This window comes from Clostridium fallax, from assembly GCF_900129365.1.
GTDB classification, from domain to species: domain Bacteria; phylum Bacillota; class Clostridia; order Clostridiales; family Clostridiaceae; genus Clostridium_AH; species Clostridium_AH fallax.
Genome location: NZ_FQVM01000004.1, coordinates 60,859 through 77,668, shown reverse-complemented (window position 1 = coordinate 77,668; position 16,810 = coordinate 60,859). Strand labels below are relative to the sequence as shown.

Below are 16,810 nucleotides of genomic sequence, written 5' to 3'. Positions count from 1 at the left end.
TTTTATTCTGCCTCTTCTATATATTTTAAGGATATAGCTTCTTTAAATCCTTTAAGATTATCTGTTATTATCCCGTCTACATTTAAAAACATCATTTCATCCATATCATCTACATCATTTACTGTCCATGACCATATTTTCTTTCCTGAGCTATGTATTTTTCTTACTAAAGTTTTATTTATAATAGATTGTTCTACAGAATAAAAATCTACATCTAATTTTTCAACTTCTCCTGCTGCAATATAGAAAATATATCCTATTTTTATGCTTGGCTCTATTTTTCTTACAATCTTTAATGATTCATAATCTAAGGATTGTATATTACAGCTACTTTCCATTTCAAAGTTCTTAATAAGATTTATTGCTTTATTAGCTAAACTTTCTCTTGTACTTTTATAATAAGGTTTAAGTTCTGCTAAAACTTTAATTTTTCCTTTACAAGTTTTCAGTACTTCCTCAAAGGTAGGAATCTTTTGATTTTTTCCTAAATTTAACGCTTCTATTTCTCTATAAGTCATTTCACTTAAATTTTTATTAACTCCTGTTAATCTTTTTAAATTTTTATCATGAAAAACAACAACTTGTCCATCTAAAGTTTCTTGTAAGTCTATTTCAACATAGTTTGCCCCCTCATTAATTGCATCTTTAATAGCACCTAAAGAATTTTCTGGGTAATATATAGAATCTCCTCTATGAGCAGCAACTAAAGTATTTCTCGTCAAAATCTCCATATTATCCGTAAAAAAATATCCTACAGTTATAGAAATAGTTACAAAAACTGTGAAAATTAAAAATAAAGATTTTCTCTTTTTATTTATATTATCATAAAGCTTTCCATCAATAATTTTTAAGTTACCAATATTAACATCATTAATTTCATCTTTAAGATTTTCACCTAATTCAATTCTAATTTTATAATAAATATTAGTTAATATAACTATATTAAAAGGTGTAGCTATTAAACTTATAAAAAAGTAAGTTTCTACTATAAGAACTGTGCTTATATAATCTAAATTGCCTCCTAGAATATTTATATCTAATAAATTGCTTACTTTATAAAAAATAAATATTAAAATTATTAATAAAATAGCTAATAAAACTATAGCTATTATATTTACTAAAAAGAGAGAAAGAATTATTTTTATATGTTTTTTTCTAGTTAAAACTACACTTCTTTTTATAGAAGCTGTTATCTTTCTTTTTTCTATTATTATAGAATGTATTGTAAAACACCATCTTAAAAACATATAAATTCCTAAAATCATAAAAAAAACATATATAGATAAATATAGTGTAGATTTAAATATTTCATCTTCTATAAATTTAGGTAAAGTAATTTTGCTTAATAAGGATGAATTAAAAAATAAATCTGTAAAAGGTAAAATTAAAAATAAATATATTCCAAATTGAATTAATCCAATACCAAAAATCCTTGGAAATCTTTTCAAAGAAATAATACATGCTGTAAGTATTGATACAGGTTTATTAAAATATTGCTTTTCAGAAAAAACTACCAATACTCCAAATTCAATAAAAATTATTAAAACACATATAATTCCTATAAATAAAATCCCTAAAAATCCTTTTAAATTAAGTCCTACCTTAAATACTCCTTCATTAAATACAGTAACCTTTCCTATTGATTTCATAATTTTATGAAATAATAAAGCTATTCCTGGAATTAAAATAAATGATGTTAAAGTTTTAAAAATTCCTTCAAAAATTAATACTTTAAGAAAAATTTCCTTAAAATTTTTAAAGGATTCCTTTATTAATGGTTTATAATATCCTTTTTCATCGTTTATAAACAAATATAGTCCCCCTTTTATTTTATTTATTCTATTTTGAATCCTTTATATATTAATTATAAGTCATAGTTTTATGTATTTAATAATTTATTTTACAACTTTTATGGAATAATTAATTATAAAAAATTAAGTAAAATAATTTACTTTGTGTTAAAATTATTTTATGAAAAAAAATATAAATATTATTTACAAATTAATAATATTCGCTGTAATATAAAAAATTTAAAGGAGTGATTTTTTGGATACCAAAGTTGAATTTCATTGTCATACAAATGCTTCTGATGGTAAACTTTCTCCTACTGAAGTTATTATAAGAGCAAAAAATAATGGTGTTTCTATTTTATCTATTACAGATCATGATACCACAATAGGATTAGATGAGGCTTTTAAAGCTAGTAAAGAAAACAATATTAAATTAATTCCTGGTATAGAGCTTTCTACTATTCATAATAATGAAAGCATTCATATTTTAGGATACTTTAAGGATGATTCTTATAAAAATCCTAAATTTCAAAGTTTTCTAAAGGAAATACAGGATTCTAGAATAGAAAGAGGGAAAAAAATTGTTTCAAATTTAAAAAAATACTTTAATATTGATATAGATTATAATAAGGTTTGTGAAAAAGGTAATGGAGTAATAGCACGTCCTCACATCGCATCAACTATTATAGAGGCAGGATATAATTACAGCTGGAATTATATATTTGATAAATTAATATCAAAAGATAGTCCAGCATATGTCCACAATAAAAAGGTTTCTATAACTGAAGGTATAAATTTAATTAAAGAGAATAACGGTATAGTAATCTTAGCCCATCCAAAGCTTATACATAAAACATCAATAGAAGAAATGTTAGAATTTAACTTTGATGGATTAGAAGCAATTTACTTTCAAAACTTTAAAAAAGATACTAGTCACTTAATTAGTCTAGCTAGAAATAAGGATCTTTTAATCACTTGTGGATCTGATTTTCATGGTATTTCAGATGGAGATACAAAGCATGGAGATATTGGAGATATGAGTAATCTTTTAGATAAAGATGATTTAAATAAATTTTTAAAGGCTTTAAATATCAATTAATAGTTTAATAATTATTTTTAAATATATATGAAATATTTATGTAGCAAAAAAGTATAAAATTAAAGGTTTTATTTTTTAGGTGTTATCTAAAAACTTTAAGGTTTTATTTTAAAGTAAAAAAAGTTATGAATTTAAATTTTTTAAATTCATAACTTTTTAAATATTATTTTTTAATTTATATTCTTCTATTCAACTTTAAATTTATTAATTTCTTCTAACATAACATCGGTTTCTTCTGATAAACTTTGAGCATTAGAAGCTACTTCTCCACTAGAATTATTAAGTTCTTCTGATGAAGCTGTAATTTCTTCTGCTGATGCTGAAACCTCTTCTGCTATTGAAGATAACTCCTCTATAGTGTTTAATATAGATTTCTTATTTTCATTTATTTCTCTAAAAGATACTGTAATCTCATTTATTCTTGGAGCTATATTCTCTACTGATTGTGCAATATCATTAAAAGAGTTAATTGAACTTTCTATAGTATCCTTTTGTTCTATAAGCTCTAAACTCATACCATCAGTTTGCTCTACAATAACTTTAGTATTATTAAGTATATTATTTATGATTATATTTATATTTTGGGAAGAATCCTTACTTTGTTCTGCTAAATTTCTTATTTCCTCTGCAACTACAGAAAATCCTTTTCCTGCTTCTCCAGCTCTTGCAGCTTCTATTGCTGCATTTAATGCTAAAAGGTTTGTCTGTTCTGCTATGCTATTTATTAACTCTGTAATTTCATTAATTTTCTTTATATCACCGTTCATTACAGATATACTTCTTACAAAAGTATCAAATTTATTATTAAACTGCTCAATTGAATTTATTAATAATCCCATATCACCTTTACTTTTTTCTGAACTTTCACTAATTCCCATAGCCATATTATTTATATTAGTTATATTATTTGATACTTCTCCTATTTGCTCTCCAAATTTATCTAGAGTTCCAACTACAGATGTTAAATCTGATGCTTCTCTAGTGGCTCCCTTTGCCACTTCACTTATGGCATTAGATATATTACCAGTTAAGGCAGATAACTCTTCTGATATAGCTGCTAAATTAACAGAATTAGCTTCAACTTCATTTGCAGATTTTTTTACCGCACCAATCATCTCACCAATTGATTCCTTAACTGTATTTAGAGTTTTACAAATAGTTCCAATCTCATCATTACTATTTATGTATTTTTTGTCGATTATATAATTAAAATCACCTTTAGCAATAGATTTCATATGTTTCTCTACTTCTTTAAGTCCATCGGTTATTTTTTTACTTATAAGTAGTATAAACAAGGTAATTATAACTAAAAGTATTATAGTTCCTATAATAGTAATAAACTTTAATTTATTTAAACTGCTTAAAAGATCATTTTTATCTACTGCTATTCCTAGAGACCATCCAGTAAGTTTTATTGGAGAATATGCCATATACTTACGTTCTCCATTAATTTCACATTTTCCATTGCCGTACTCCCCATTAATCATCTTCTTTTCTATCTCTATTAATTCTTTATAATCTGGATCATCACTTTTATTTTTTATAAAGTTCTCACAATTTTCCACTAAGCTTTGATCTTTACTTGCAATTATAGTTCCTTCATTATCTATCATATATGCAGAACCTGTATTTAAAAACTTTATTGTATCTGTTATTTTACTAAACTCATCTCCTGGTTTTACAAGAACTAATACTCCTATAATATTATTCTCTAAGTCTTTTAAAGGAGTAGAAAATGCTACTAATAAAGTATTATCTACAATACTTCTTACAGGCTTTGAAATACAATCTTTTCCTTCCTTGCTTCCTTTAAAATATGGTTTTTCTTTAAAGCTAACTGTAGCTCCATCAGAAGCATATACGTTATCACCATTTAAATCTAACCATCTTATTTTTAATAACCCTAATTCTTTTTTCTGTTCCTCTAAAATAGTGTTTTTTTCCTCTTGAGAAACATTAGGATCCCTAAGAGCTCTTATAGAAGCTATTTGCTTTACATTTAATAAATTTTCTTTTAAAGCATCTTCTACTTTAGATGCAGATATTTTGCCCATTTCTTCCATAACACTAATATTACTTTGAATTAAACTTTTTTTACTTTGTAAAAATATAAAAGATGAAAGAGCTATAACTCCTATAAATACTAAAGGCAATATAAAAAATAACATCCTTCCTCTTATACTTTTTGTCCTTAACTTCATTGCTTTTCCCCCTGTTCTCAGTTTATAGATATATAAATTAATATTTAATCAAATTATTCAATATTTATATAAATAAAAATTTAACAAATATATAATTAATTAGCTACTTATATTTATCGTTAACTTTATTTAATAGTTAAACCATATGAAATTTTCAAAATAAAACTTTTCCCAATTAAAATGTTTAAAACAAATTTTAATTGGGAAAAGTTAAATACTTTATTTTTAAATTTCTTTCACCTTAAATTTTTCAATCTCTTTTATCATAGTTTCTGTTTCTTTTGATAATTTTTGAGCACTATTTGCAACTTCTTTACTTGATTTATTAAGTTCCTCTGAAGAAGCTGAAATCTCTTCTGAAGATGCTGAAATTTCTTCTGATATTACTGATATATCTTTAATATTTTCTAAAATATTTTCCTTTTCTAATTCAATTTCTTTAAAAGTTTTTGTTATATCTTCTATTTTAGGTGAAACTATATTAATAGAATTAGATATACTATTAAAAGACTCTATAGTATTTTTTATATTTTCCTTTTGAGATTCAAAATCTTTATTTATATTTCCTGTTTCATTTACTATATCTTTTGTATTTTGTAAAAGTATAGATACTATACTATATATACTATTTGAAGATTCCTTACTCTTCTCTGCAAGCTTTCTTATTTCTTCTGCAACTACTGCAAAACCTTTCCCAGATTCTCCAGCTCTTGCAGCTTCTATTGCTGCATTTAATGCTAAAAGATTAGTTTGCTCAGCTATATTATTTATTAAATTAGTCATTTCACTTACTTTTTTTATATTTCCATTCATTAAATTTATATTATCTATAAATATAAGAAACTTATTATTAAACTCATCAATAGAAATCACTAAGTTATTCATATCTTCTTTACTATTTTTAGAATTATTTCTTATATCTATTGATCCTTTATTTATTTCATTAATATCTAAATTAACCTTTGTTATTCTTTCCCCAAAGCTTTCTAATCTTTTCAAAATATTATTTAAATCATAAGACTGCTTACCTGTTCCTTTTGAAACTTCTTCAATAGCAAATGTTATATTAGAAGTTAATGCAGACAACTCCTCTGAGATAGCTGCTAAATTATTAGAATGTCCCTCAACATTTTTAGCAGATTCTTTAGATGTATTAATTATCTCACCTACAGATTTTTGAGTTATATTTAATGTTTTAAATATATCACCAATCTCATCTTTTTGATCTAATAAATCCTTATCTATTTCTTTACTAAAGTCTCCTTTAGCTATTATTTTCATATAATTTTTAGCTCTAACTAAATTTCTAGATATTTTTTTGCTAATAATACCAATCAAAATTATCATAACAACTATAATAATTATTAATCCTATTGCATTTCCTATTTTCACCTTGTTTAATCCGCTTAATAAATCATTTTCATCAACCCTTAAAGCTAATGACCATTCTGTAGTACTAATAGGACAATAAGCTACAAATCTTTTTTCTCCTTTCTTTTTATAAAAATTAGTTTCAGTTTTCCCCTTTGTCATATTTTCTATAATTTTAAAAAGATCTTTATGTTCTTTATTTTCTTTATATTTATCTAGAAGATTAAATTTATTCTCTACAAGAGATATATCTGAATCTGCAATTGAATTACCTTTTTTATCTATCATAAATGCTTGTCCTGTTTTTAAAAATGATATATCATTAATTATATTACTATAATTATCGCCAGGTTTTAATCCTACCAACACTGCTTCTATTTCATTTTTTTCATTTTTTATAGGACTAGAGTAAGCTATTACCAATTTTTGATTTAGTTTACTCTTAAAAGGATTTGATATTCCATCTTTACCATTTATACTTTTATTAAAAAAATCTTCCTCTTTTAGATTCTCTTTACTTCCATCTGCATATACTACCTCTCCATCTAAAGATGCTATTCCTACATTTAAGAAACCTTCAGCTTTAATCAATCCCTTAATTTCAGATATCTTTTTATCTAAAGAAATACTTTCATCTTTAAGTTCATCAATTTCACTTATATATTTAATAATATTTATATTAGCTTTAAGTTCTGCATCTACTTTACTAGAGGATATCTTACAAAGCTCACTCATTAAATCTATATTACTTTGTATTAAATTTTTCTTAAAATACTCATAGGATATAAAAGATAAAATTATTGAAGCTACAATAATTACCGGCAAAAAACTTATCATTAATTTTCCTTGAATAGTATTATTAAGTTTTTTTAATCTACTTTTAAATATCATTTATATTGTCCTCCTTAATAGTTATATTAAATTTATTATCGTTATAAAAAGGAAAAAATTTATAATATTTCAATAAAGATATAATAATGTATTTTTATATAAAAATATTGTTATTAATGTAATAATAGGATTATTTAGCTGGAATACTTAAAATACTATATGAAATTTTTATATAACAAATAAAAAAATCTAGGTAAAACCTAGATATTAAAATCAATATATAAATTATAAATTGTGATTTTTTCTTCTTCTTGATACTATTCTTGATTTTTTTATCTCATTACTTATTAAAGTAACAAAACTTTTTCTACTTTCTATATTATTAAAAGCTCTTTTTGGTATTATCATTAATTTAAAAGGATATATTAAAATAACGATTTCTTCATTTAAAATTATTACATCTTTAATTCCCTTGTAAAAAACTTTACCTTCATAATTGTCACAGTTAACCTCTATAAATTCTTTATATAAAGAAATTTTATATTTATTAACCTTTTTTCCTTCCATCATCTTTTCTGCTTCCAATAAAGCTAATTTTTTTATATACTTTTTATGCCTAAAAAAACTTATAATAGTCCAAACTATAGATATAAAAATACTAATAGAAACTACTATTATAAATTCTAGTAAATTAATATCCTGTTTATTCATACATATATATACATATCTTATAGATAAAATAAATAAAAGAATAAATGGTAAAATAGACATTTTTAGTAATAATATTTTCTTTAAGAATTTAGACTTTTTAAATTGATATAAAAATACCTTATTCCAATCATCATTATTTATACTAAATTTTACTTCCATACAATCACCTATTTTAATTTAAATTTATTTATAAATTTAATAAACTCTTCTGCTGCCTCATTATCTTCAAAGGATTCTAACGGTATTACTAAAATATCTGTAGAAATTTCTAGTATAATTGCATCTTTTTCTTTTCTAATCTCAGTAATTTTATCTTTATAGTATCTTCTTTCTATCCAGCTATTAGTAAACCAAAAATAATCTTCTCCAAATGAGATTGTGCATTTTTCTATAAAATCTTCTAAAAATCCAGGAAATACACTTCTTCCATAAATACTCCTTTTATTTAATATAAAAAATACCTTAGGAAATAATATGTAAAACAATATACTTCCTATTAAAAAAAATAGCTCTGCTACTGTAATCTTAAAAGTTGCTATAATAGGTAAAATTAATATTAAAATACTCACTAATATCTGAATTTTTTTAACATAATTTTTGTTATTTTTATTCCATTGATTTAACAAATACTTTATATAAAACTCTTTATTAATTTCAAAATCTAAAATCATATAATCATTCCTCCTATTTTTAATTTCGAATAAAAACATATAAACTTAAAAAAAGAAATTATAAAGTAAAAAAGAGATAGCTTAAAGCTATCCCTTTTCCTATAAATACAACTATATTTTTTAGTTTTGTTCTTTAACCTTTTTAAAAGTAATCCATCCTTTTTTAGATAAAAATTTCATATAAGTTATAAGTCTATAGATAGAATCATCCATAGTATCCCCATACTTTTTAGCCATAATTTTTGCAATATCAAAAATACTTCTATCTCCATCAATTAAAAGCCAAGCAGCTGAGCATCTATCATCAAATTCCATATCACAATTTGGTTTTTTCTTAACAAGCCATCCTGCAAATCTTTTAATAGGATCTGTTACTTTAAAATATAAGATTACATTACCACTTTCTGTAGTTTTCCAATTATCATATTTAATTTCTGGTACATATAGCAAAAAGTTGTACTTATCATTATTTTTCTCTTTAGTCATTATTCAGTAGCTCCCTTATCCTTTTTACAAGCAAAAGAGTAAATCCAAGCTGCTAGTAATATAAACATTATAAATGCTAAACCTTCACTTTGAGTTATTGCTGGTAAAATATTTTCACCTACTCCAATGTTTACATTAAATGTTACAAATATAGCAAGTACTATACCTATTAAAGCATCTCCAGCAACAAGACCGGATGCAAGTAAAGTTCCTTTTTCCAAAGAAGCTTCTTGTCTCTTTTTATTATTTTTAAATTTCTTTTCAACTAAAACTCTTATTATACCACCAGATAAAATTGCACAGTTTAATGTTATTGGTAGATAAATACCAAGTGCAACTGGTAAAACTGGTATCTTAGCTAATTCACAGAATACTGCAATAGCTGCACCGATTATAACTAATGTCCAAGGTAATTGGGCAGTCATAATTCCTTCAACTAACATCTTCATTAAACTAGCTTGTGGAGCTGCAACATCTGCACTACCTATACCATAAGCACTATTTAACATATTAATAACAAGTGCTGCAAATACTGATGCAACTGCAACTGCAATAAACATTCCAATTTGAACTTTCTTTGGTGTACCGCCAATTATAAAAGTTGTCTTTAAGCTTTGTGCAGTACCACCGGCAACAGCTATAGCAACACATACAACTCCACCGATTAATAATGCTTTCTTAATACCATCGTCTCCAACAGAACCTGTAACTTTTAATAAAGTAGTTACAAATAATAATGTTGCAATTGTCATACCTGAAACTGGGTTGTTAGATGCACCTATTATACCAACCATTCTTGCTGATACAACTGAGAAGAAGAAACTGAATAGTACAGCTAATATTCCTCCTAAGAATCCTCCATTAATAAGTGGTAATAACCAAGTTAAGAAGAATCCAAAGAATGCAGCAATTATAACCCAAGTAATTGGAGCTTCAATATTTATTCTATCTTTATTTCCATCTCCTTTTATACCAATACCTGACATAGCTTGTTTAAAACTTCTTATAATTGTAGGCATTGATTTTGCAAGAGATATAAATCCTCCCATTGCAACAGCACCTGCACCTATATATTTAATATAGTTTGCCCATATTTGTTGTGCAGACATATCTGCAATTAAAGTTGTTGATGGGAATACTGCTGAAGTTAATCCAGCACCTAAAAATTTAATCATAGGTATTAAAGCAAACCATGCAACTATTGATCCACCAAACATTAGAAGTGATGCTCTTGTACCAACTATAAATCCAACTCCTAGAAGTGATGCTAAAGCATCAACACCTATCATAGTTCCTTGGTAAGCTTGTATTGTATAAGTTGCTTGCTCTTTCCATAGTCTTAATCCACCAGATAAAAACTTATATCCTGCTCCCATACTAAGACCTGCAACAACAGTTTTAAATCCACTACCACCTTCACTACCTGTAACAAGTACTTCAGCAGCAGCCATTGCTTCTGGATATACTAATTTTCCATGTTCTTCAACTATTCAATATCTTCTTAAAGGTGTTACAAAAAATACACCCATGATTCCACCAACTATAGTTACTACAACTACAGTAAGATTACTTAATCCAAAATTACATAATATTAATGCTGGTAATACAAATATGATACCGCCGGCGATAGATTCACCCATTGCTGCTAGTGATGCAACCATGTTGGCTTCTAAGATATTATTTCTTTTAAAGATACCTTTTAGTACTCCTGTTGCTAAAATAGCACCTGGAATACCTGCTGAAATAGTTAAACCTACTTTTAATCCTAGATATGTGTTTGCTGCTGCAAAGAAACAGGCAAATATAACACCTAGTATTATTGAATAGCCAGTTGTCTCAGGCATTACAGTAGATGTAGGTATAAAAGGAACATAATCATCACCTGAACATCCACCATAAGCGCCACTAGAAAGTTTTTTCTTATTCTCGCTCATGAGAAATCCCCCTAACTTTTATTAAAAGATAAGTCTACTGTTTTTAATGATATTCAATAGACTTATCTATTTTAACTGTTTAAAAATTACCTTCTATTACTTTATTTCTTTCAACAATTCTACCAAGAACTTCCAAACTCTTTCAACAGATGATATTCTTAAGTGTTCATTTGGTGTATGAACATCTATAAGATCTGGTCCAAAACTTATCATATCTGTATCTTGCATTTTTTCTTTTAGTAGTCCACATTCTAGACCTGCATGTATAGCACTTATTTCTGGCTTTTTACCAAATAGGCTTTCATAAGTTTCTACACATAAATCTCTTATCTTAGAGTCTGTTTCATATTGCCATTCTGGATATTCATTTTCATTAGCAATACATCCACCTAAAGCTTTTGATAAAGCTTCTATTCTATCAACTATTTCATATTTTAAGCTCTTTAATGAACTTCTAACTGCTAATGTACATTTAATTTCCTCTTCAGATGTTTCAACTACACCAAGATTTAAACTGCTTTGTACTAGTCCTTTTATATCTTTACTCATAGTTTGAACTCCATAAGGAACTAATAAAAGGAATGAAACTATGTTATTAGTTACTTCCTTTGTAAGTTGTTTTTCAGCTTTTTCAGCCTTTTCTACTAAAATTTCAACTTTAGGATCTTCTACTCTATATTCAACTCTAAAATCTTCTTGTACTAATTTACAAACTTCTTTAACTTTATCTATGTCTTTTTCTTCTAATGTAATGATTGCTTGGCAGTCACGAGCAATTGCATTATGCTTTGATCCACCATTAACAGATACTAAGTTAAAACAAACTTCTTTCTTTAATGAATATAATAATCTACCCATTAATTTGTTTGCATTTCCTCTTTGCTTGTCTATTTCCATTCCTGAGTGACCACCATTTAGTCCAGTAACTTCTAATTTAAGTGATACACCTTTAGCCTCTTCCCAATTTGTTTTAAACTTAGCAAAAGTATTTACTCCTCCAGCACAGCTTACTAAGAATATTCCCTCTTCTTCTGAATCAATATTTAATAGAATCTTTCCTTTTAAAGGTGATACATCTAAAGCTGCAGCGCCATCCATTCCTGTTTCTTCTTCTGTAGTTGCTAATAATTCTATTGCTGGGTGACTAATTTCTTTAGAATCTAATATCGCTAATCCATAAGCTACTGCTATTCCATCATCACTACCTAAAGTAGTATCAGTAGCATATACATAATCGCCATCAATCCTTAATTCTAATGGATCTTTCATAAAGTCATGATTTGAAGATTTAGTTTTTTCACAAACCATATCCATATGACCTTGAATAATTACAGTTGGTGCATTTTCGTACCCTGCTGTTGCTGGTTTTCTAATTATAACGTTTAATGCTTTATCTTGTATTACTTCAAGTCCTCTTTCCTTTGCAAAATTAACTAAATAATCACTAATAGCTTTCTCATTTCCTGAACCATGTGGTATATTAGTTAACTCTTCAAAAAAATGAAATACTGTTTTTGGTTCTAAGTTGTTTAAAACGCCCATACTATTTCCCCCTTGAATTATTTTAAAATATGTTTATTATATAAAAGCTTTAGTGCTCGTATATCTTATAAAATAAATCTATCATTAAAATTTTAATAAATAATTTTATATAAAGGAATTAAGAGCAATCATATATATTGTTTCATAGTAATAAATATTTAAACTTTATGTATATTTATTAACTAACTTAAAGTTGTAAAATCTTATTTACTTTCTATATTTCTACACTTAAAATATAACTCTATTATATTAATTTTTCAATTTCTAAAATTTCTTAAAATTCTCACAATACTACTATTTTGTAACCTGATTCTTGTATTTATGTTTATTTAGTTAGTTTTATCTCAAATGCTTATAATTAATAATCTTTCTATTGTTATAACAAATACTATTATACTATAATTTGTGAATAAATTCCATATTTTTCTTTAACCTTTATTTTATTTTCTTTATAATAACTAATAATTTTTATGATTAAATTAAAAATTAAAGAATAATTTTATATAATATTTAATAATTTTTAAGGAAATTTTTGTATTTCACATTATATTAATTTATTTTATAATTTATATAAATATACAAAAAGCTGTTTTAAAAGAATTTTTTAAAACAGCTTTTTGATTTATATTATATAAAGAAAATATTGAATTTTAAGTATTCTTTAATAATATTTTTATAGTAATTTAATTCTATTTCTCAAGTTGTTCCTCTTCTTCTAACTTAGTATCGTTTTCTTCGTCAACATTAACCCTATTATATTTTTTGTAAAATACTAAAATTAATATTACGCTAGCTAATCCATATAATGCAGATGTATAATAATAAGCATTTGCATATCCTGATGGAGAAGTAAGTAAAAAGAATCTACAGAAGAATCCAGCTAGTATAGTACCTATTGCACTTACTAATATTATAACTGAATTGTAAGCTGGTCTCTCATCTTTACTAACAAAAGTTAATGGTAATGAACTTGATATTGGATTGCAAGCATTAGCAAGGCCTGATCTAAAGAATAATACTATTCCAACAATCCAAGCTACATTAGATCCTAGCATTGCACCATTTGCCATTATAAACATTAGTGGTATTGATAAAATTGTAAATCCTCCAAGACCTATTATAGCACCAAACTTCTTTTCTATATAAGGTGTTAACATTATAAATAGCACCATCGCAACACTTTGTAATGTTAGTATTGTAGATGTTGTACCTCTGTTTATATGTAAGAATTCGTTTAAGTAAACAGGGAAGTATTGAACTATTAATGATGCACCAAATCTTATTAATAGCATGAATACTAACCAAAAAATTATGTACTTATTTCTAAATATACTCCAATCAAAGGATTTTTTCTTAGTAGATTCAACTTTAATCTCTTTTTTAATTGTTCTATAATCCTCTGGTTTTTCCTTAAGAAAGAATAAGCATATACATGATATTACTGTAAAAGCACAGGCAACCCATAAAACAGCTCTATATGATGCCATATAATTTGTAAATTGCACTTGTGTTAATTCATCTGAATGTCTAGTTAATGTAGAAGCCTCACCATAACTTATACCCATTCTTTGAGCAAAGTTATAAACTACCATTTTACCATCAAAAAATGTTAAAATAGATTGGCTGATAATATTGCAATATAAAGTTCTTGAAAAAATTAATGTTCTACGCTCTCTAGTAGTATAAGAAGTAATAATTAGCGGATAAATGTAATCGTATAAACCTGCTCCTATATTTATTAATATACATCCTACTAAAAGTAAAGTTGGATTATCTGAGTAAATTGTCATAATAAGTGATAATACCAAAATTATCGGTGCTGGAATTATTAATTTCTTATATCCTACTTTATTAGCTAATAATAATATAGCTGCCATAGCTAAAGTAGATATCCCAGTATAAACTGGCAAAGCTTTAACTACATCTGGTGATGATAATTGAAGGAATGTTATGTATGCATCATTAGTTATTCCTGTAACTGCCCCCATAAAAATATAACTTAAGATGAATACGTAGCAGTTTCTTGTCCATCTCTTTTGATCAGGATTAATTCCTTCCACAAGATTTTCATTCATTTTTAGACCCCCTCTAGAAATTTTAAGAAGTTTTATAGCCACTAAAAATTAAAAATTTTAGTAACTATTTTAATTTTTGTATTGTATTTTCTTCATAATATTACTTTAATATTTATTTTTCAACGAAGATTAATTTTCAAATTAATTCCTTTTAAGTATTTTTATTAAAAATATTATATTTTTGATATTGTTTTATTGTATTTATTTATTATACTTTTATAATCTTTTAACTTTTATATAATTTAATATGATTTTTTTATATAATGTTAATATTTCTATATTATTATTATTATATTTTTACAATTTATTAATAATAGTGTTATCTCTCCAATAATAATTCATGAAACTTTTATTATTTTTTATATTAATATAAATTTATCATATTTTATTGTATAAAATACTAAATGTTACACAATATTTTTAGTTTTAAAATTAAAGAGATTATATAAAAATAATCTCTAATATAATCTAATAAATATTAAAATTTATATTTTTATATTAAAAATTATTAATAACTATTTTATTATTATCTATAAGTTTTTCTATTGATATATTAAATTTTTCATAGGAACGATAGGTTTTATATTTACTTAAAAAATAAGCTGTTTCAAAATAGAAATTTAATTTCTATTTTAAAACAGCTCTTTTATAAAATATATTTTGTTTTAAAATTTTATGCTTCTAATAAGAATGCATGATATCCTCTCATAGTTTCATAAATATCAGCTTTTGATGCAACTTCCCATGGAGCATGCATATTATGTAAAGCAACACCACAGTCTATAACTTCCATATCATATTGAGCTAAAATATAAGCGATAGTTCCTCCACCGCCTTGGTCAACTTTGCCAAGCTCTGCAGTTTGCCATGATACATTATGTTTATCCATTATAGCTCTAATTTCTGCCATGTATTCTGCATTAGCATCATTACAGCCACCTTTTCCTCTTGCTCCTGTGTATTTATTAAATACTATACCTTTTCCAAAATAAGCACAGTTTCTCTTTTCCATAACAGATGGATAATTTGGATCAAAAGCAGCACTTACATCTGATGATAACATTTTTGAATTTGTTAAACATCTTCTAAGTTTTAAATCATTATATCCTTCTACTCTATCAATAACTTCTGCTACTGCATTTTCAAAGAATCTTGATTGCATTCCTGTAGCACCAACACTACCTATTTCTTCTTTATCTACAAATAAGCCAACACAAGTTTTATCTGTTTCTTCTATTTGCATTAATGCTTCAAAAGAAGTATATGCACAAACCTTATCATCATGACCATAAGCCATTACCATACTTCTATCTAATCCACAGTCTCTAGCTTTACCTGCTGGAATTATTTCAAGTTCAGCTGATACAAAATCTTCTTCTTTTATTCCGTATTTTTCATTTAATAAAACAAGTATATTGTTTTTAACTCTTTCTTTAGCTTCTTTATCTTTAATTGGCATACTTCCAACTAAAATATTTAAATCTTCACCTTCAACAACCTTAGCACCTTTTTTATCTAATTGGTCTGCTGATAAGTGAATTAATAAATCTGATACTCCCACTACAGGATCATTTTCATCTTCACCAATTACAACATTAACTGAAGTTCCATCTTTTTTTACAAATACACCATGTATTGCAAGTGGTAATGTAACCCATTGGTATTTTTTTATTCCACCATAGTAATGTGTTTCCATCATTGCAAGGTCTGTATCTTCATATAAAGGATTTTGTTTTAAATCTAGTCTTGGTGAATCAACGTGAGCACCTAAAATTTTTAATCCCTTTTCTAGGCTTTCTTTACCAATAACAAACATTGCAAGTGTTTTACCCATATTATTAGCATAAACCTTATCTCCTGGTCTTAAAGATTCACCTTTCTCAACAATTTTATCAAGATCTTTAAATCCTTTTTCTTCTGCACGTTTAATAAACTCTGATACACATTCTCTTTCAGTTTTACATTGTGACATAAATGCTTTATATCTATCACTTAGAGCAAATACATCCTTTAATTCTTTTTCGTCATACTTATCCCAAGCTAGCTCTTTTTTCATTGTTAATTCTTCTTTTTTCATAAATTACTCCCCCTTTAGTTTG

The 16,810-nt window shown here is 25.7% G+C and carries 10 protein-coding genes and 1 pseudogene; 1 reads left to right on the top strand and 10 read right to left on the bottom strand.

All coding sequences use genetic code 11. From position 1 onward, the window contains the following. Positions 1 to 2: 2 nt before the first annotated feature. Positions 3 to 1,811, bottom strand: a complete 1,809-nt coding sequence (locus tag BUA70_RS03435; protein WP_072893143.1) for a glycerophosphodiester phosphodiesterase — start codon at positions 1,809 to 1,811, stop codon at positions 3 to 5. A 235-nt stretch (positions 1,812 to 2,046) separates the two neighbouring features. Between BUA70_RS03435 and BUA70_RS03430 the strand changes: the two genes are divergently transcribed. Beyond that, positions 2,047 to 2,889 (top strand): PHP domain-containing protein, encoded by an 843-nt coding sequence (locus BUA70_RS03430; RefSeq protein WP_072893141.1) that lies wholly within the window; start codon positions 2,047 to 2,049, stop codon positions 2,887 to 2,889. Positions 2,890 to 3,074: 185 nt separating this feature from the next. Here BUA70_RS03430 and BUA70_RS03425 read toward each other — a convergent pair whose 3' ends face one another. The 9 genes and pseudogenes from BUA70_RS03425 to BUA70_RS03385 all read right to left on the bottom strand — a co-directional run bounded on the left by BUA70_RS03425 (position 3,075) and on the right by BUA70_RS03385 (position 16,788). Further along, positions 3,075 to 5,090 carry a methyl-accepting chemotaxis protein gene (locus tag BUA70_RS03425; protein WP_072893138.1) on the bottom strand — a complete coding sequence of 672 codons (2,016 nt, stop codon included), beginning with the start codon at positions 5,088 to 5,090 and terminating at the stop codon, positions 3,075 to 3,077. Between the two features lie 225 nt (positions 5,091 to 5,315). Further along, positions 5,316 to 7,352: a methyl-accepting chemotaxis protein gene (locus tag BUA70_RS03420; RefSeq protein ID WP_072893135.1), complete on the bottom strand. Its 2,037-nt coding sequence runs from the start codon at positions 7,350 to 7,352 to the stop codon at positions 5,316 to 5,318. A gap of 225 nt (positions 7,353 to 7,577) precedes the next feature. Further along, positions 7,578 to 8,162 (bottom strand): YcxB family protein, encoded by a 585-nt coding sequence (locus BUA70_RS03415; RefSeq protein WP_072893132.1) that lies wholly within the window; start codon positions 8,160 to 8,162, stop codon positions 7,578 to 7,580. An 8-nt stretch (positions 8,163 to 8,170) separates the two neighbouring features. Continuing rightward, complete coding sequence (locus tag BUA70_RS03410) at positions 8,171 to 8,674, bottom strand: YcxB family protein (protein ID WP_072893128.1); 504 nt, start codon at positions 8,672 to 8,674, stop codon at positions 8,171 to 8,173. 120 nt (positions 8,675 to 8,794) lie between these two features. Continuing rightward, positions 8,795 to 9,160: a PqqD family peptide modification chaperone gene (locus BUA70_RS03405; RefSeq protein ID WP_072893124.1), complete on the bottom strand. Its 366-nt coding sequence runs from the start codon at positions 9,158 to 9,160 to the stop codon at positions 8,795 to 8,797. Beyond that, positions 9,160 to 11,094 (bottom strand): annotated as a pseudogene (locus tag BUA70_RS03400) (OPT family oligopeptide transporter). The gene BUA70_RS03405 and the pseudogene BUA70_RS03400 overlap by 1 nt, the downstream one beginning before the upstream one ends. A 96-nt stretch (positions 11,095 to 11,190) precedes the next feature. Continuing rightward, the gene (locus tag BUA70_RS03395) at positions 11,191 to 12,636 is read right to left on the bottom strand and encodes an aminoacyl-histidine dipeptidase (protein ID WP_072893121.1); all 1,446 of its coding nucleotides are present in this window, start codon (positions 12,634 to 12,636) and stop codon (positions 11,191 to 11,193) included. Positions 12,637 to 13,325: 689 nt separating this feature from the next. Further along, the gene (locus BUA70_RS03390; RefSeq protein ID WP_072893118.1) at positions 13,326 to 14,711 is read right to left on the bottom strand and encodes an MFS transporter; all 1,386 of its coding nucleotides are present in this window, start codon (positions 14,709 to 14,711) and stop codon (positions 13,326 to 13,328) included. A gap of 673 nt (positions 14,712 to 15,384) precedes the next feature. Further along, on the bottom strand, positions 15,385 to 16,788 hold the full coding sequence (locus BUA70_RS03385) for an aminopeptidase (protein ID WP_072893115.1): 1,404 nt from the start codon (positions 16,786 to 16,788) through the stop codon (positions 15,385 to 15,387). Positions 16,789 to 16,810 lie beyond the last annotated feature (22 nt).

Bases quoted from the DNA above. Each gene is read 5' to 3' on its own strand.
- BUA70_RS03425 (WP_072893138.1), bottom strand. From the start codon at position 5,090: ATGAAGTTAAGGACAAAAAGTATAAGAGGAAGGATGTTATTTTTTATA.
- BUA70_RS03420 (WP_072893135.1), bottom strand. From the start codon at position 7,352: ATGATATTTAAAAGTAGATTAAAAAAACTTAATAATACTATTCAAGGA.
- BUA70_RS03415 (WP_072893132.1), bottom strand. From the start codon at position 8,162: ATGGAAGTAAAATTTAGTATAAATAATGATGATTGGAATAAGGTATTT.
- BUA70_RS03390 (WP_072893118.1), bottom strand. From the start codon at position 14,711: ATGAATGAAAATCTTGTGGAAGGAATTAATCCTGATCAAAAGAGATGG.
- BUA70_RS03395 (WP_072893121.1), bottom strand. From the start codon at position 12,636: ATGGGCGTTTTAAACAACTTAGAACCAAAAACAGTATTTCATTTTTTT.
- BUA70_RS03410 (WP_072893128.1), bottom strand. From the start codon at position 8,674: ATGATTTTAGATTTTGAAATTAATAAAGAGTTTTATATAAAGTATTTG.
- BUA70_RS03385 (WP_072893115.1), bottom strand. From the start codon at position 16,788: ATGAAAAAAGAAGAATTAACAATGAAAAAAGAGCTAGCTTGGGATAAG.
- BUA70_RS03405 (WP_072893124.1), bottom strand. From the start codon at position 9,160: ATGACTAAAGAGAAAAATAATGATAAGTACAACTTTTTGCTATATGTA.